The sequence below is a fragment of the Thalassospira xiamenensis M-5 = DSM 17429 genome (assembly GCF_000300235.2).
GTDB lineage: Bacteria > Pseudomonadota > Alphaproteobacteria > Rhodospirillales > Thalassospiraceae > Thalassospira > Thalassospira xiamenensis.
The window spans coordinates 95,268-111,524 of record NZ_CP004388.1 but is presented as its reverse complement, the minus strand read 5'-3'; the positions used below and the strand labels follow the sequence as shown (position 1 = coordinate 111,524).

Below are 16,257 nucleotides of genomic sequence, written 5' to 3'. Positions count from 1 at the left end.
AACTGGTTCGCGCATTGGATGTTGCAGCCGCCCCGTTCCGGATTCCCCCAATATATTTTCCGGCATCGGGGCGGTTGCTTTCTTTATCCCCGGAAAATCAGGGCTTCCACGAGATCGGAATATAGCCCGGCAAAGCCGCAACACGATCAAGCCACGCACGGATGCCCGGATATACCGAAAGGTCGATATCGCCTTCTTCAGCGACGTGGGTATAGGCATACAGGGATATATCTGCGATCGACAGTGCGTCCCCGACCAGCCAGTTGTGCCCCGCCAACCGCTTTTCCATCAGATCCAGCGCCTTTTTCGCACCAGCCCGCTTCATCGGCACCAGAATATCTGCATGTTCAGGCATGCCCTTGACACCGACCCATGAGCGCAAAACAGCAATCGTTGGTTCATGATCATATTGTTCAAAGAACAGCCATTGCATGACTTCCGTGCGTTCCCACGCATCGGTCGGCAAATAAGGTGTTCCTTCGGCAAGGTGGATCAGGATCGCATTGCTTTCGACCAGAACCCGGCCATTGTCAAATTCCAGCGCAGGGATTTTGCCATTGGCATTGATGCGCGACAGAAATTCGGGCGTGCGGGTTTCACCCTTGGTGATGTCATGCTCGACCAGATCAAACGGTTTGCCGAGAAGGGTTAACAGCAAACGGATTTTGTAACCGTTTCCCGAAGGTAAAAAATCATGAAGGATCATTTCAGTATTCCTTTGGCACTTGCAAAACAGCAGTGGCCGGCCAGGGGCGATAATTGGTTCTGGCTCGTTGGCAAACAATCGAATAGTTTTGACCAGACTGTTCAAATTTATTGATCATTATTTCTGATCAAAGGATGTTCCATGGATTCCGATCTGCTCCGAAGCTTTGTCGCCTTTGCCGAATGTGGCAGTTTCAACCGTGCTGCGGATCGGATCGGCCGCACTCCATCGGCATTTTCCATGCAGATGAAGCGGTTGGAAGATCTTGTCGGCAACAAGCTGTTTGAACGTGAAGGCCGCAATGTGTTCCTGACATCCGAAGGCATCACCTTTGTCGGATATGCACGACGGATATTGTCATTGCAGGACGAGGCAATGGGCAAAATGCGCGATCACAGTACCAGTCGCCCCATCCGTATCGGTTGCCCGGACGATTACACCCAGAAAATCCTTCCTGTTGTATTGCGTGCAATACAGGCGAGTTATCCAGAGGCCAAGTTTTTCATTTCCGTCAATCCGACGATCTTTTTGCGCCGAATGCTGGATCAGGGCGAGCTTGATTTATCGATCATCAGCCGGTCGGAGAAAGGCGAAGAGGGATATTTCCTGCGTCACGAGGCCGGTGTCTGGGTCAGTTCGCCAGTACACCAGCAGCACCTAAAAGATCCCTTGTCGCTTGTCTTGCCAGAGGAAGATTGCAAATTCCATGCATGGGCGATTGATGCAATTTCAAAGACGAACCGGCCATATAACTTACTTGCCACCACGCGGCAGGCCGCATCGCTTTTGCATCTGGTACGTGACGGACTTGGCGTCGCGGCCCTTGCAGCAGCCAGCGTCACGGACGAGTTTCAGATTCTTGAAAGTCGCGACGGTTTCCCGCCATTGCCCGCGGTCGGTGTGGCCCTGATGCTGTCGGATGCGACGCATCCGCTGGTGGGTCGCCAGCTTGCCGCAACGATCCAGGGTTTTGTAAGCGAATATATCAATGATGATAACTTGACCATCCGCGCAACCGGCTGATTGAATAGGGGATAGAGAAAAAAGGGTCGTCGGAGTTTCAATAAATGACGAGTTTGGCAGCAAAGGTCGATGCGCTTCTAGCGCAGGAGAAGTGGCACGAAGAACGCAAAGCGCTAAGATCAATTATTCTTGAATGTGGGCTGATCGAAGACGTGAAGTGGGGTAATCTTTGCTACACGTCGGAGGGCAAAAATATCCTTATGATTTACGGGATGAAAGATGATTGCGCGCTTGGATTTTTCAAGGGCGCGTTGATGGAGGACCCTGAGGGTGTTCTTGCGAAACCGGGTGAAAATTCGAAGGCAATGCGCCGCATTCATTTTACGTCGGCTGAAGAAATCAGAGCAAAAGAAAATGCTCTGAAGGCCTATATCAAAGTTGCCATCGAAGTCGAAAAATCCGGCCTGAAGATTGATTTCAGCGAAAAGGAAAATCTTGAGCTTCCGGCTGAACTTTTGGATGAATTTTCAAAAAATCCTGATCTTGAAAAAGCGTTCAAGGCCCTGACACCGGGGCGGCAGCGGGGATACAATCTTTATTTTTCTGGTGCCAAACAATCGGCCACACGCAGATCCCGAATTGAAAAATCTGTTTTCGGAATTCTTGCAGGCAAAGGTCTTCAGGGTCGATAGAACCACCAGATGATTGCTTGACCCGATAACCGGCAAGCTGGTTTTATGCGCCTCCGCAAACACCATAATCATGACGGATACCATGTCCCCAAAAGCCCGCCTGAATATCTGCACGACCTGCACCGCATCCTCGACCGAAGGGGCAACGGAGCCACGTCACGGTCGGATACTGTTTGATAAAATGGTCGAAAACGGGGCGTTGCTGGACATACCGTTTGAAATCAGGGCCGTTGAATGCCTGACCAATTGCAAGTCGGGCTGTTCGGTTGCGCTGAATGGCATGGGAAAATGGGGTTATGTTTACGGAAATATTGATCCGGAAAACATGATCGCTGATCTGCAGGAACTTGCCACAAAATACGCGGAAACAGATGACGGCATCGTGCCTTGGCGTGAACGTCCTGAAAGTCTGCGTCGCAATGTGATTGCCCGAATCCCGCCACTAGACTGACGGCAATTGAGGCCAAAAGCTTAACCTGTTGGCAAATTTCCGTGCATATCGCGCCATTCCTGCGCGATATTTCCTTCCCTTTTCACTATCCGGATTAAATCATTGAACTCAGCCAGCGATATCGCCGACTGTTTTGAAAGAACCGCAACCAGCTCGTAGCTGAAATCAGGGCTTGGTCCAATAAATACTCTCTGACTCAGTTCCGGATTTTTTGCATAGGCTCTTGCCAGAAATCCTGCCGAAACAATGCCAACGTCACCTTCTCCGTCCAACAAATGGTCGAACAATTGTTGTTCGTCATAGTGGAACAAAACACCGAAATGATCTTGCAAATACTCAGGATTGGCGTTGAAAGAGGCAAATTTATAGTGGAACCCCAGTACGCAAAGAATCTCATGTCGGGTTATATCGTCGAACCAACCTGGCCCCGGAACGTCGTCCTTGCGGGCAATGAATAAATCATATTCGACAACAATGGGATCAGAAAACAGAACATCCTGATCTCTCCAATCCCAGTCGGGACTTTCCATCAAAATGAGATCGAAGCCCCCCATCGCAAGATCGTTGTAGCGACGACGTGACGATGTTTCGACCAACTCGAAAAAGTATTTCGATTGGATGGCATTGAGGTCTGCAATCAATTCCGGGGTGAAACCTGAAGGTTTATCATTTTCAAAAAAATAGACGACGCCATATTCATAGGCGCCAACCTTAACAGGTATCGCGTTCTTGGTGTCAGCATTGGCCACTGTGGCAACCACCCAACAAACCAATACGCTCGACATATAACAAAACCAACGAGATATCCCCTGCATCAGAAGCCTCTCCCTTTTCGCACACTATAAATTGCCAATGCGCGTCGGCTCCGGATTTGTATCAGGATATGACGCTGGTCCCTTCTATATGCGGCCTTCGCGCCAATTTTCCAGAAGGTAGCGTGCAATTGAAATCGGACGGGGAAGGTTGATGCCCTTTTCGGGGAGCCCGGCAACATCGTCGCGATGCACCCACATCGCAAATTCAATTTCCTTTTCATCAATGACGATGTCGGTCGTTTCTGCCTCGGCGACGAAACCCAGCATCAGTGAACCGGGGAAAGGCCATGGTTGAGATGCAATATAACGCGCACGTTTGATGCGTATCCCGACTTCTTCGAACACTTCGCGCGCAACCGCCTGTTCAAGGGTTTCGCCCGGCTCGACAAACCCGGCAAGCACAGAAACGGTCCCCGGAAGAAACTGTGGTGAGCGCGCCAGCAACACATGATCATTGTGATGGATCAGCATGATGACCGCAGGATCAATCCGCGGGAAATGCGGTGTGCCACATGCCGGATTACTGCATTGCAGACGATAACCGGCTTCCATCACATGGTTGGGGTGACCACAAACACCACAAAAACGGTGTTTATGGTGCCAGTTGAAAATGGCGCGGGCCTGGGCAGCCAAGGCGGCTTCGTCTTCCGAAAGGGCTGCCATGCGGCTGCGCATATCGCCAAATCCACCCCCAAGCCGACGAATGGCATCATCACGGTCGGAAATAACCGGTTCGATATCAATCGCAATGACCGCCTCGCCGCCCTGTCGACCGATATAGATCCAGTTTGCCCGTTCGATTTCGAGATCAAGATGCGGCAAGGCCGGGCCGCCCACAACGACCAATTCATGCTCGTTCATGTCTTCGGGCCAGGCAAAAAGCGGATCACCACCATGGCAAATCAGGATTTTGACGGTTACCTCAGCCAGCAACAGTTCGCGCCAGTTTTCCCGGGTGCGCAACTGGGCATCGCGATCCAGATCTGTTGCTTCATAAAACAGCCTGTCCATTTCGGGGCAATTCCTTGGTTGGATCCACCAGAGACGGGATCGAGTCCCGTAATTCAATATGGTGGGTCAGCATATTCAGGTGACGGGTACCGACATTAGCGCGACCAAACCCGCCGTCAAAGCCACGATCATGCGATTTATCAAAAAATCAAAGCCGGGCCTTGCGTTTTATGGTTCCTTGCGCGATATAGGGGGCGAGAGGCTGGCCGTGGACGGACCGCTCGCCAACCCGGTCAGGACCGGAAGGTAGCAGCCGTAACGAGTTTTTCCGGGTCGCGGTTCAGTCTCTCACCCTTTATATCCCCCAAAAGTCACATGTTTCCGCCATGCTTTGCAGCATCATGCCTGCTATGGAATTTTGTGTGGGAAATTTCCCACTTGGTCTTTCCCATGCGGGGGCGAAGCTGCTAAAACCAAAGCACATTGAAACATGCCGGACCGGATGAATGACGGATCAGATCGACAGCACCGAAACGTCAGCACCAGAAACGCCCGAGGCTGAGGCGCCAGAGCTTGATATGGAACAGGAACCCGCCGCAGCGGCACCTGCATCTGTGACTGCCCCAAAGGCCGAAGAGGCACCCAAAAGCGAATATCAGGTTCTTGCCCGTAAATATCGCCCGAAAACCTTTGACGAGCTGATTGGCCACGGGCCGATGGTCAAGACGCTGTCGAATGCGCTTGAAAGCGGTCGACTGGCGCATGCATTTGTTCTGACCGGGGTGCGCGGGATCGGTAAAACCACGACCGCCCGCATCATTGCGCGCGCGCTGAACTGCATCGGACCGGATGGCAAAGGCAATGCCACCATCGAGCCATGCGGTGTTTGCGAGCATTGCCGCGCGATTGCCGAAGACCGTCATGTCGACGTTCTGGAAATGGATGCCGCGTCACGCACGGGTGTTGACGATATTCGCGAACTGATCGAAGGCGTTCGGTATCGACCGACATCGGCCCGCTACAAGATTTACATCATCGACGAAGTGCACATGCTGTCGAAAAGTGCGTTTAACGCGCTTTTGAAAACGCTGGAAGAACCGCCAGAGCATGTGAAATTCATCTTTGCGACCACCGAAATCCGCAAAATTCCGATCACCGTTCTGTCGCGTTGCCAGCGTTTTGATTTGCGCCGGGTTCAGACTGATGAACTGGCCGCTCATTACAAACGCATCGCAACCCTTGAACATGCCGATATCGAGGACGAGGCGCTGGCCCTGATTGCACGTGCGGCTGACGGATCGGTTCGTGACGGTATGAGCCTTCTGGATCAGGCGATTTCGCATGGTGCGGGCAAAGTCACCACCCAGCAGGTCCGCGATATGCTGGGCCTGTCAGACCGGTCGCGGATTTTCGATCTGTTTGACCGGACCATGAAGGGCGAAATCAACGAAGCGCTGGAATTGCTGGGGGCGCAATATGCACTGGGCGGCGATCCGGCGGTGATGTTGCAGGATATGCTTGATCTGACCCACTGGCTGACGCGTGTGAAGCTGTCACCCGAGGCGGCAAATGATCCGGGCGTGTCGCAGATCGAACGCGACCGCGGCAAGGAAATTGCCGCCAAGCTTGCCATGCCACAATTAACCCGTGCGTGGCAGATGCTGCTTAAAGGGCTGGAAGAAACCCGCATTGCACCAAGCCCGATCCAGGCCGCCGAAATGATCCTGATCCGGCTGGCTTATGCCGCCGAAATGCCCCCCCCGGGCGATCTGATCAAGAAACTGCGCAATGATCTGAACAAATCCGGTAATGCCCCGCAAGGCGGCGGTGGTGGCAATGGCGGTGGTGGACCGGGTCCGCGCATGCAGGTGGTTAATGGCGGCGGGGCGGCGGTTGCCCATGCGCGCCCTGATCCGCTGGGTGAGCCAGAACAGGCCCCGCAGCAGGTTTATGCCAAGCTGCCCGAAACCTTTGCCGAAGTCGCCGAATTGCTGTCGAAAGAGCGGGAAACAACCGCACTTGCGATCCAGCTTAAAAACTATATGCATCTGGTGAAATACGAACCGGGTCGCATTGAATTCCGTCCGGCGCGCGGGGCGCGTGCGGATCTGTCGAGCCAGCTTATCAAAACCCTGAACAATCTGACCGGTCATCGCTGGCTGGTCAGTGTTTCGGAACGCGAAGAAGGTGCGCCGACCCTTAAGGAACAGGAACTCGAGGAACTTGAACAGCGCAAGGCGGATGCATCACTTGATCCGCTGGTCAAGGCGATCCTTGACGGATTACCCAAGGCAAAAATCGTTGCCGTCCATCTGCCACCGGGACAGGAAGAAACCGAGGGCGAGCAGGATGACAGCGGTTCCGTTTACGATGATGCATTTTATCTCGAAGGAGACGACGAGCTATGAAGAACCTTGCAGGGATGCTGAAACAGGCCCAGCAGATGCAGTCCAAAATGCAGGAAATGCAGGAAGGACTTGTTGCACTTGAAATCGAAGGCCAGTCCGGGGCTGGCATGGTCAAGGTCATGTTGAACGGCAAGGGCGAGATGCGCGGCCTGAAACTCGACAAAAGCATTGTCGATCCCGAGGATACCGAAGTCCTCGAAGACCTGATCGTTGCGGCCTATAACGACGCCAAGGTCAAGGTCGAAGCCGCTGTTCAGGACAAGATGAAGGACGTCACCGGTGGACTCAACCTGCCGGAAGGTTTCAAACTTCCATTCTGATCGGCAAAACCGATATCAAATTGCGGTCATGCCGCATAAATCAAAGGGTGGCATTGCGCCGCCCTTTGTTTTTGATACAAGCTATCAGAAACAGTCATCACAAGATCAACCGCAAGACGGGACCATCATGAACGGACGGGAAATCGAAAATCTGATCAAGCTTCTGTCACGGCTGCCGGGGCTTGGTCCGCGGTCGGCACGGCGTGCGGTTTTGCAGATGCTGAAAAAGCCCGAAACCCTGATGATCCCGTTGTCCCACGCGCTGGAAGAAACCGCCAATGCCATGACCAATTGCGGCATTTGCGGCAATATTGATGTGGTCGATCCGTGCCACATCTGTGCCGACCGCAATCGCACCCGCGATGCAATTTGCGTGGTCGAGGAGGTGCAGGATCTTTGGGCGCTGGAACGTGCCGGGGCGTTCAAGGGGCAATATCATGTTCTGGGCGGGACATTGTCGCCGCTTGACGGGGTTGGGCCGGATGATCTGCGTATCGACCAGTTGATCGAACGGGCACGTGACGAGGCTGTGACGGAAGTTATCCTTGCGACCAACGCGACCGTTGATGGCCAGACCACGGCACATTACATCACCGAACGCCTGATCGAAACCGGGGTCAAGGTTACACGCCTGGCGCACGGGGTCCCGGTTGGCGGCGAACTTGATTACCTTGATGACGGCACGCTGGCCGCAGCCCTTCGATCACGCAGCGCAGTTTGATCGCGAACCGTTCCTGAAAACAGAAGGGCAGCATTCAATTCTGCCTAGGATATTGATAAATATATCTTTTTGGTCACGCAGAGCATCGGCCGAGAACTTTTTCCGTTTTTTTTGAAAAAAGTTCTTGATTTGTTCTTTTCGTTATGTCATAAAGATAAAGTCAACAGGACAAATGGGTCCGGAGACAAAACCCGCAAAGCGTGATCCGCTTTTGCGGGTTTTTGCGTTTCGGGCGGCAAAACAGGAATGAGACGATGACAGGGCAGCGATCTGACGGGATGAAACGGCGGGGGCGGCGTCGCCAAAGGGACGTCAATGGCGCATGGAAAAGCCATTACGGCGGTGGTGTGTTCTTGCCGTAAGGCCACGCGAAATTTGCGAAAAACGGGTGTTTATCATGACGGGAGAAATGTGTCCTTGGGGCAAGGGCGTTTGTTCGGGGCTGGGATAGCCGGGGCGAGGCTGGTCTGGTTTGGTCCAGTCCGGTCGATGAAGCGTGACAATGCCGAGAATCAGCGGGCCCAAATTGCGCCCGGATTGCGTCTGCATTGGATCGATTGGCCGGGGGGCCGGGGTGGCTGGCGGGGAGCGGCTGGCAGGATCGGTTGTCAGCGGGCCGATGGTGCGTCGGACATGCCGAAAGGCCGGTCATCGATGGCGGGATTTGTGTGCCTGCCATTCGGCAACGCTGTGGCCCTTGGGGTGAGGTGCGTTTTGGGGCAACCGAGAGCGAGCGTCGTTCGGGGCAGCGGGGGCCGTCCGGGGCGTGGGCCGTCCGGTCGGTGGCGTTTGGCGATGCCGGGGGCAGAGGGGTTGGTTGGCTGGCGGGATTGGCTTGGCGGTTGATCACAATCGTCATTCCGGGCGGAGCAGAGCGAAGACCCGGAATCCATACCCTGTTGCAGGAGACGGGATTGGCGCCCCCGCTTTCACGGGGGCAGGCTTTGCGGGAATTGTGTCTTGAAGGAATGTTATCTGTGAGCTGTTCAGCAGTCCGAGGCAGCATTCAATGCTGCCTTTGTTGTTTCGGACCCGGGCACCATCACCCTATTTGGTCTGCGCAATCTTTTCCGCGGCAAGACGCGTTGCCAGTTCATAGCCATAGGCACCGGCACCGGCCATCACGGCATTGGCAACCGGGCTGATCCAGCTGTGGTGGCGGAATTCTTCGCGGGCATGCGGGTTGGAGATATGCAGTTCGATGATATAGCCATCGAATGTTTTCAGCGCGTCATGAATGGCGGCTGATGTATGGGTATAGGCCCCGGCATTGATGATGATCGCCGCCGATTTTTGCCGTGCATCATGGATGAAATCGACAATGCTGCCTTCGTGGTTTGACTGTTCAAACCGGACGGAAACCCCCAGCGTTTCGGCAAGGGACGCGCATTTATCCGCGATACTTGCCAAAGTGTCATAGCCGTAGATTTCCGGTTGCCGCTGCCCCAGAAGGTTAAGGTTCGGGCCGTTAATGACAAGAATTTCCGAAACGCTCATGGTTTCCTGATCCCCTGAAATGGTTTGCTTATTTCGACGTCTGACTGCGCCGGTTCATACGGGTTTGCGATGCCAGCCGGATGGGTGCATTGGCCGCACCAAACCCGCGATAATCGCGACGTTCGACCAGTTCAAAGAAGAACCGGTTGGCGAAGGTCTTGGTATAGACCTGAAAATACTCGCCGTCATCATCACGATCATAAAGGATGTTGGCAGCTTTCAGTCGATCCAGAAGATCGGGATCAAGCCCAAAGCGCGCCTCGATGTCATCATAGTAATTTTCCGGTATTGGCAGAACTTCAACACCATTTTTCCGGCAAAAATCGACACTCGCAAAAATATCGCCACTTGAAAGTGCGACATGTTGCACGCCGCTTCCAAAGAATTCGCTTAGGAATTGTGAATGCTGGGTATGGGGGCTTTGCGATCCGTTCAGGATCAGCCGCACCCCGCCATCCTCACCCTGAACCACCTGACTTTGCACAAGCCCGCCGGGATCGGGCACATCGACCGTTGGCATTTTGCCAAGATCGAAGATCGAGGTGAAATACAGCACCCAGGTCAGCATTTCCTCGTACTGCATCGAATAGGAAACGTGATCGACCGATTTCAGGTTGGCGTCATTTGCCGGTTTGTCGGCAGTTGTCGATGCTTCGAATTCGACATCCCAGATGCGCGCCAGTTCGCTTTGATCATCAAGGAAATAGACCAGACTGCCGCCCACACCGCGGATGGCGGGCATTTCGATTTCGCCCGGGCCAACGGACTGGACAAAGGGTGATGCCAAAAGGGATTGCGCGCGTTTAAGCGATGCGTTTGCATCATCGACCTTAAGCCCCACCGCGCAAACCGACGGGCCATGCACGATGTTATAGGAATGCGCGAAACCATCCTTGTCGCAATTGATGACAAGATTGATATTGCCCTGCTTCCACCATGTGACGGCCTTGGATTTATGGCTGCCGCGTTTTTCAAAACCCAGCCCGGCAAACAGGGCGGCAAGCTTTTCGGCGTTTTCTTCTTCGACCGCGAATTCAACAAACTCGACATTGCGGGCATGCGCCTTTGGCGGCAGGGCAACCGCCTTTTCCCCGACTTTCACACCCTCTATGCCATCGCCCAGATAAATCAGCGAACGCAAACCATCCTTGGCAACGTTTTTGGTCGAGCTTGAGCGGAATTGATCATTGAAGATTTCAAGTGACAGTGGCCCGTCATAACCGGTCCGGGCCAGATTGCTCATGAATTCATCAAGGGGAAAGTCCCCCTGCCCCGGAAAGCACCTGAAATGGCGGCTCCATGAAAGCGGGTCCATTTCAAGGATCGGCGCATCGGCGACCTGCACAAGAAAGATCCTGTCGCCGGGGATCGATGCAATCGCATCAAGTGGCACCTTGCGCGCCATAATGTGGAAGGTATCAAGCACCAGACCGACATTGGGGTGATTGGCGCGCCGCACCACTTCCCAGCTATCGCGATAGTCGCTGATATGTTTGCCCCAGGACAGGGCTTCGAACGCAATGCGAAGCCCACGTTTTGCCGCACGATCGCCAAGTTCGGCCAGATCTTTTGCCGCACGATCAAGCCCGCCCAGCGAATGCGGCGAGACGTTCGAACAGACCATCAAAAGATCGGTACCCAGTTCTTCCATCAGATCGAACTTGCGTTCGGCACGTTCAAACGCGCGGGTGCGCTGGGGTTCGGGCATGCCTTCAAAATCACGGAACGGCTGGAAGGTTACCAGTTTCAGACCAAGGTCACGGATGGTCTTGCCAACATCTTCGGGGGAGCCATCAAAGGTCAGAAGATCATTTTCAAAAATCTCGACACCGTCAAAACCAGCAGCGGCAATGGCATCAAGTTTTTCCTGAAGATCGCCCGATAGCGATACGGTCGCGATGGAAGTCAGCATTTTATCCCTCCGGGATGGTCGTGTGGCGCATAGGCACCGTCGCGCGGAAGGACTTCCGGGCACGTTGCCCGGCAGGATCGGTTTGATCAGTCCTGCGAACGGCGCCGATATGTTTCAATGTGATCGGTCAGTTTTGCCAGTGCGGCAGTTTTGTCGCGTGCCAGTGCCAGATCACAGATGCCTCGATGTTCATCAATTATCTCCTCAGCCCGGAAGCCGTGCGTTTTCAGTTCGATCACCACGTAACGGCGGAACTGGTCAAAGATTTCACGATGCATCCGCATATGCAGATCCGACCCACAGGCAGAGATCAGGGCCTGATGAAATTCGCGGTCATACTGGCTCCAGCGTACTGTCAGCTCTCGGCTGTCTTCGGTCAGCATGCGTTTTTCGATGGCGGAAAGTTTGTGATGGGCGGCAGCAACACGGCCTTCCCATTCGACATCACCGGCATCAATTGATTTCGCAAGCCCGTTGGTTTCAAGCAGCAACCGCATCGCGGTCAGTTCCTTGAAATTCGAGGGCGATGTTTCGACAACCCGAAAGCCTTTCTGGCCTTCGACAAAAACAAATCCCGACGCGACAAGACGGTTCAGCACCTCGCGGAGCGTGTTGACCCCGGCATTATAACGATCCCGCAACGCATCAAGCTTCAGCTTCACACCGGGCTGGAGTTCGCCATAAAGGATGTCATCGCGGATTTCGTTATAAACGGTCTCGGCAACTGTGCTGCTGCTCATGGACTTTCCCCTTACCCCGTCAATGCCTCGGGATAGGCATTGAAATATTCGATCCGGGCGGCATCCCCGTCGATCTGCGCCCCGCTGAAAACCTCGAACGCTTCAATACCCTGAAAAAAGAACAGCTCAAAGCCGGTCATGACCGAAAGCCCGGCCTTTCGCGCGGAATGAAGAAACGCGGTTTCAACCGGTGTGTAAACCGCATCAAACGCCCATTTCTGTCCGCCCATCAAAGCAGCATCAATCGGACTGCCCGGATACTGGTTCATGCCGACCGGGGTACAATTGATCAAACCATCAGCATTGCGGATCACATCGGAAAGTTCAGGTTCGGTAACAAAGGCAACGTTGGCCCCACCCGCCTTCAGGGTCGCAACCAGCGTATGGCCGCGATCGGCATCCTTATCATGGATAAGGATGCGTTCCGCACCAAGCCCGTGCAACCCGAATGCCGTGGCAAGGCCGACGCCGCCCGCCCCCATCTGCAAAACCGTTCCCGGTGCCTGATCGCCAAACTGCCCGCGATAACCGCGCATGAACCCGACATAGTCGGTATTGTCCCCCCGCCAGCCATCTTCGCGGAACACCACCGTGTTCACCGCACCAAGAGCTTCGGGAAGACGTTTGCGACGCTGGATCAGCTTGCGGGCCTCGGTTTTGTAGGGATGGGTAACATTCACCCCGGCATAGCCGGCCTTGGCACAGGCTGCAAGTTGCCCGATCAGATCGAAATCGGCGATCTTTTCACTGTCGAGATAGTCATAGGTCACATCAATTCCGCACATCCGGCCAAGCAAGACGTGCAGTCTGGCCGATTGGCTGCGTGATATGCCTTTACCGATAAGACCGAGTTTCAACATGGGGCGAAATCCTAAAATCCGAACAGGTTGGGCATGAAAGTGACAAGTTGCGGCACAAAAGTGATCAGGATCAAAACCGCCAATTCTACCAGGAACAACGGCATGATCGATTTGATCATCCGGGCCATACCAACATTGGCGATGGCATCCGCAACAAACAGGCAAAGCCCCATTGGTGGTGTGATCAGCCCGATCATCAGGTTGAAGATCACGACAATGCCGAAATGGGTCGGATCAATACCAAGGCTGATCGCAATCGGATGAAGGATCGGCACCAGAACCAGCATTGCGGCAATGCCTTCAAGCACCAGACCGACACCAAGCAACATGATGTTGATCAGGATCAGGAACATTGTCGGGCTATCTACATAGCCTAGCACAAACGAACTGACCGCCTGCGGAATCCCGGCAAAGGTCATGAACCAGTTCGCCGCGGCAACCGCCCCCATAATGATCAGGATGCTTGAAGAATCACGCATTGAGTTGGCAAAAATACCCGGCAAGTCCGATGGTTTGAGTTCGCGAAACACAAACAGTCCGACAACCAGTGCATAAAAAACGGCAAAGCTTGCGGCCTCGGTCGGGGTCACGATCCCCGCCAGGATTGATCCGATCACGAAGACCGGCATGAAAAGCGGGATCAATCCATCCCAAAGGGCGCGCATCTTTTGGCGCATATTCATCCGGCCACGCGGTGTGGCATAATTGGCCGCAAAGATGCGGACATAAACCGACAACGCAATCGCAAGCAGGATGCCCGGAATAATCCCGGCCAGAAACAGGGCCGGAACCGACACATTGCTGGTAATCAGCGCATAGATAATTACAGGAATACTGGGCGGAATAATCGGACCGATTACGGATGATGCCGCCGTCAGAGCCGCGGCAAAATCGCGCGGATAACCTTCTTTTTCCATCGACGGGATGAAGATACGCCCGATTGCCGATGTATCGGCCACCGCCGACCCCGAAAGACCCGCGAAAATCACCGAAGACCAGATATTGACCTGGGCCAGACCGGCTTTGGCATGGCCAACAAGCGCATTGGCAAGATTGATGACCCGCGACGTGATTCCACTGGCATTCATTAATTCCCCGGCCAGAACAAAAAGCGGAATGGCAAGGATGGTGAAGCTGTCAAGCCCCGCAAAAATGCGTTGGGGCAGAAGATCGATGCTGAATGTCGCACCACCAATGTAGATCGCAATCGCCAGCGCAATCGCAAAGGCCACCGGCGCGCCAATGGCAAGCAGAACAAAAAGGCCAAGCCCCGTGATCATGATTCCTCACCCCCTGAAGATTTGCGGGTGAAGAAAGCAATGAGACGAAACAGTGCCGCAATGACAAGGCAGACCCCGCCAACCGTCATGGCGATTTGCGCCCAATACATCGGAATTCCGATGCCCGATGCCATAATCCCACCGCGCTTGGCGGCAAAGATCAAACCGGCATGGACCAGAATGCCCCCCAGTATCAGCGTTGCGATATCGACACCCAGCGCAAGCTTGCGGCGGATCGGGGCAGGAACGGCATCAATGAATATGCTAAACGTAATCTGTGTACCTTGCAGATAGGCAAAAGCCATTCCGAACATGGTGCCATAGATCATCGCATATTTCGCGACTTCCTCGCTCCATTGCAGAGGCGCGGAAAACAGGTAGCGGCTGACACTGCCAGCAAAGACGACGCCAAAGACGACAAGGATGCTAAATCCCGAAAGCCCGGCAAGCAGATGCCTGAAAGCATTTTCTGCGCGTTGCATAAGTTCCTCTGCATGAACACGGGAAGCCGACAACATGACCGCGACAATTGTTGGTGCCTGTCGCGGATGCGATGATCACTGAACAAAAAGGGCAGGCCGGGCTCAAAGGAGGTCTGAGCACCCGGCCTGCCAATGCCGGTTACATAGAGGCTTCAGCCTCACCGACAGCAGATTGCAGTTTTTCGATCCATTCAGAACCGATCTCGCCCGACAGCCAATTGATAACTGCTGGCTGGGCCACATCACGGAACGCTTTCAGTTGTTCCGCTGTCGGGGTTGTGACTTCCATCCCTTCGGCAGCAAGTTTCGCGACACCTTCGGCCGAGTTGAACTGCTGGACCGCACGACCAACATTCGATGCAATCCCCGCCGCGCGCCGCAGAAGCGCCTGATCGCCTTCGGTCAGGCCCTGATAAACGCTTTCATTGATCAGAATGAAGTCGGTTCCATATACGTGACGGTCAAGCGTCAGGTATTTCTGCATTTCGTAGAACTTGTTGGCATAGATCACGCTGATCGGGTTTTCCTGACCATCGACCGTACCAGTTGTCAGTGCCGTCGGCACTTCGGGCCACGGGATCGGGGTGGGATCACCCCCAAGTGCCTTGACCATTTCGACGAACAGCGGAACCGTCATGACACGGATTTTAAGGCCTTCCATGTCTTTCGGCTCGGCAATTGCGCGCTTGGAATTGGTGAAGTTGCGGAAACCGGTTTCGCCATAGGCCAAGGTGCGCAAGCCCGTTTTTTCAAGGCAATGCTCCGCAAGCTGTTTTCCGAAATCGCCATCCAGAACCTTCCATGCGACATTCGCATTCGGGAACATATAAGGGATGTCGAGAACAGAAGCTTCGGGGCAGACTTTCGAGAACGGACCGGAAATCATCGACATGGCAAGCGTGCCATCCTGGGTATTCTGCAGCAGGTCGGTTTCCCCGCCAAGCGAACCGGCCGGGAAAAGCTGAACTTCGATGCGGCCACCTGATTCAGCTTCGACAATGTTTTTAAAGACCTGTGTTGCGGCACCCTTCTTCGAGGTCGTCCATTCAGCCGGATCAACATGGGCAAAATTCAAAGTGATGTCCGCAGCCTGGGCAGGTACGGCGAAAGAAGCAGCAGCAAGCGAAACAGCGCCCAGCAGCGTGCTTTTGGAAACGAATTTCATTTTTTTCCTCCCGAATGAAAACAATCCCGCTGGCCCGATATTATTCATGGTGTTCTGCATCGGCCCTTATCGGAATAGGGAGACTTTAAAAAATATAGGAGATTTTGTCAAATATTCTAGAATCAATATAATTTAGACCACGTTCAGCAAACCCACATTCCCAAATCCTAACCGCGCCGATGCCTGTTTGATGTTATGCACCTGTCGGTACCAATATCGGCATCACGCCATCCATCTTTCCACGACAAAGACGGATCAATTCGAACTTTTTGGATGCTCTTCCTTCGCCATCCC

16 protein-coding genes and 1 other RNA gene are annotated in these 16,257 nt (G+C 53.9%); 7 read left to right on the top strand and 10 right to left on the bottom strand.

Annotation, left to right across the window (positions count from 1 at the left end; genetic code table 11):
- Window positions 1–97 precede the first annotated feature (97 nt).
- On the bottom strand, window positions 98–706 hold the full coding sequence (locus TH3_RS00515) for a glutathione S-transferase family protein (RefSeq protein WP_007091831.1): 609 nt from the start codon (window positions 704–706) through the stop codon (window positions 98–100).
- Window positions 707–847: 141 nt separating this feature from the next.
- Here TH3_RS00515 and TH3_RS00510 point away from each other — a divergent pair, with 141 nt between their 5' ends.
- The 3 genes from TH3_RS00510 to TH3_RS00500 all read left to right on the top strand — a co-directional run bounded on the left by TH3_RS00510 (window position 848) and on the right by TH3_RS00500 (window position 2,812).
- Window positions 848–1,729 carry a LysR family transcriptional regulator gene (locus TH3_RS00510; RefSeq protein WP_007091830.1) on the top strand — a complete coding sequence of 294 codons (882 nt, stop codon included), beginning with the start codon at window positions 848–850 and terminating at the stop codon, window positions 1,727–1,729.
- Window positions 1,730–1,773: 44 nt separating this feature from the next.
- Window positions 1,774–2,361, top strand: a complete 588-nt coding sequence (locus TH3_RS00505) for a YdeI/OmpD-associated family protein (RefSeq protein WP_007091829.1) — start codon at window positions 1,774–1,776, stop codon at window positions 2,359–2,361.
- An 82-nt stretch (window positions 2,362–2,443) separates the two neighbouring features.
- Complete coding sequence (locus tag TH3_RS00500) at window positions 2,444–2,812, top strand: DUF1636 family protein (RefSeq protein WP_233421821.1); 369 nt, start codon at window positions 2,444–2,446, stop codon at window positions 2,810–2,812.
- Window positions 2,813–2,832: 20 nt separating this feature from the next.
- On the opposite strand, the gene TH3_RS00495 is transcribed toward TH3_RS00500, so the two are convergent.
- Together TH3_RS00495 and nudC are read right to left on the bottom strand one after the other, a co-directional pair.
- Window positions 2,833–3,627 carry a substrate-binding periplasmic protein gene (locus tag TH3_RS00495; protein WP_007091827.1) on the bottom strand — a complete coding sequence of 265 codons (795 nt, stop codon included), beginning with the start codon at window positions 3,625–3,627 and terminating at the stop codon, window positions 2,833–2,835.
- 84 nt (window positions 3,628–3,711) lie between these two features.
- Window positions 3,712–4,638 carry an NAD(+) diphosphatase gene (nudC, locus tag TH3_RS00490; protein WP_007091826.1) on the bottom strand — a complete coding sequence of 309 codons (927 nt, stop codon included), beginning with the start codon at window positions 4,636–4,638 and terminating at the stop codon, window positions 3,712–3,714.
- A gap of 197 nt (window positions 4,639–4,835) precedes the next feature.
- On the opposite strand from nudC, the gene ffs reads away from it, so the two are divergent.
- From ffs to recR, 4 genes are all read left to right on the top strand, one after another.
- Window positions 4,836–4,930: signal recognition particle sRNA small type (gene ffs, locus TH3_RS22570), an RNA gene on the top strand.
- Window positions 4,931–5,084: 154 nt separating this feature from the next.
- Entirely contained in the window at window positions 5,085–6,986 is a 1,902-nt protein-coding gene (locus TH3_RS00480) for a DNA polymerase III subunit gamma/tau (RefSeq protein ID WP_007091824.1), read from the top strand.
- A complete protein-coding gene (locus TH3_RS00475; protein ID WP_007091823.1) occupies window positions 6,983–7,306 on the top strand; it encodes a YbaB/EbfC family nucleoid-associated protein in 324 nt (107 codons plus the stop codon). The genes TH3_RS00480 and TH3_RS00475 overlap by 4 nt, the downstream gene beginning before the upstream one ends.
- Window positions 7,307–7,433: 127 nt before the next feature.
- Complete coding sequence (recR, locus tag TH3_RS00470; RefSeq protein ID WP_040060315.1) at window positions 7,434–8,027, top strand: recombination mediator RecR; 594 nt, start codon at window positions 7,434–7,436, stop codon at window positions 8,025–8,027.
- Window positions 8,028–9,074: 1,047 nt separating this feature from the next.
- Here recR and TH3_RS00460 read toward each other — a convergent pair.
- From TH3_RS00460 to TH3_RS00430, 7 genes are all read right to left on the bottom strand, one after another.
- Complete coding sequence (locus TH3_RS00460) at window positions 9,075–9,524, bottom strand: type II 3-dehydroquinate dehydratase (protein ID WP_007088242.1); 450 nt, start codon at window positions 9,522–9,524, stop codon at window positions 9,075–9,077.
- A 28-nt stretch (window positions 9,525–9,552) separates the two neighbouring features.
- Window positions 9,553–11,436, bottom strand: a complete 1,884-nt coding sequence (locus TH3_RS00455) for a bifunctional sugar phosphate isomerase/epimerase/4-hydroxyphenylpyruvate dioxygenase family protein (RefSeq protein WP_007088243.1) — start codon at window positions 11,434–11,436, stop codon at window positions 9,553–9,555.
- Between the two features lie 86 nt (window positions 11,437–11,522).
- Window positions 11,523–12,176, bottom strand: coding sequence for a GntR family transcriptional regulator (locus TH3_RS00450; RefSeq protein ID WP_007088244.1), 654 nt, complete (start codon window positions 12,174–12,176; stop codon window positions 11,523–11,525).
- An 11-nt stretch (window positions 12,177–12,187) separates the two neighbouring features.
- Entirely contained in the window at window positions 12,188–13,036 is an 849-nt protein-coding gene (locus TH3_RS00445; protein WP_007088245.1) for a shikimate dehydrogenase family protein, read from the bottom strand.
- Between the two features lie 11 nt (window positions 13,037–13,047).
- A complete protein-coding gene (locus TH3_RS00440; protein WP_007088246.1) occupies window positions 13,048–14,316 on the bottom strand; it encodes a TRAP transporter large permease in 1,269 nt (422 codons plus the stop codon).
- Window positions 14,313–14,798 (bottom strand): TRAP transporter small permease, encoded by a 486-nt coding sequence (locus TH3_RS00435; RefSeq protein WP_007088247.1) that lies wholly within the window; start codon window positions 14,796–14,798, stop codon window positions 14,313–14,315. Before TH3_RS00435 ends, TH3_RS00440 begins: the two co-directional genes overlap by 4 nt.
- 139 nt (window positions 14,799–14,937) lie before the next feature.
- Window positions 14,938–15,963, bottom strand: coding sequence for a DctP family TRAP transporter solute-binding subunit (locus tag TH3_RS00430; protein ID WP_007088248.1), 1,026 nt, complete (start codon window positions 15,961–15,963; stop codon window positions 14,938–14,940).
- Window positions 15,964–16,257: the final 294 nt, after the last annotated feature.

Coding starts and splice junctions, on each gene's coding strand:
- TH3_RS00450 (WP_007088244.1), bottom strand. CDS start 12,176: ATGAGCAGCAGCACAGTTGCCGAGACCGTTTATAACGAAATCCGCGAT.
- TH3_RS00480 (WP_007091824.1), top strand. CDS start 5,085: ATGACGGATCAGATCGACAGCACCGAAACGTCAGCACCAGAAACGCCC.
- recR (WP_040060315.1), top strand. CDS start 7,434: ATGAACGGACGGGAAATCGAAAATCTGATCAAGCTTCTGTCACGGCTG.
- TH3_RS00455 (WP_007088243.1), bottom strand. CDS start 11,436: ATGCTGACTTCCATCGCGACCGTATCGCTATCGGGCGATCTTCAGGAA.
- TH3_RS00435 (WP_007088247.1), bottom strand. CDS start 14,798: ATGCAACGCGCAGAAAATGCTTTCAGGCATCTGCTTGCCGGGCTTTCG.
- TH3_RS00510 (WP_007091830.1), top strand. CDS start 848: ATGGATTCCGATCTGCTCCGAAGCTTTGTCGCCTTTGCCGAATGTGGC.
- TH3_RS00500 (WP_233421821.1), top strand. CDS start 2,444: ATGTCCCCAAAAGCCCGCCTGAATATCTGCACGACCTGCACCGCATCC.
- TH3_RS00505 (WP_007091829.1), top strand. CDS start 1,774: ATGACGAGTTTGGCAGCAAAGGTCGATGCGCTTCTAGCGCAGGAGAAG.
- TH3_RS00495 (WP_007091827.1), bottom strand. CDS start 3,627: ATGCAGGGGATATCTCGTTGGTTTTGTTATATGTCGAGCGTATTGGTT.
- nudC (WP_007091826.1), bottom strand. CDS start 4,638: ATGGACAGGCTGTTTTATGAAGCAACAGATCTGGATCGCGATGCCCAG.
- TH3_RS00515 (WP_007091831.1), bottom strand. CDS start 706: ATGATCCTTCATGATTTTTTACCTTCGGGAAACGGTTACAAAATCCGT.
- TH3_RS00460 (WP_007088242.1), bottom strand. CDS start 9,524: ATGAGCGTTTCGGAAATTCTTGTCATTAACGGCCCGAACCTTAACCTT.
- TH3_RS00440 (WP_007088246.1), bottom strand. CDS start 14,316: ATGATCACGGGGCTTGGCCTTTTTGTTCTGCTTGCCATTGGCGCGCCG.
- TH3_RS00475 (WP_007091823.1), top strand. CDS start 6,983: ATGAAGAACCTTGCAGGGATGCTGAAACAGGCCCAGCAGATGCAGTCC.
- TH3_RS00445 (WP_007088245.1), bottom strand. CDS start 13,036: ATGTTGAAACTCGGTCTTATCGGTAAAGGCATATCACGCAGCCAATCG.
- TH3_RS00430 (WP_007088248.1), bottom strand. CDS start 15,963: ATGAAATTCGTTTCCAAAAGCACGCTGCTGGGCGCTGTTTCGCTTGCT.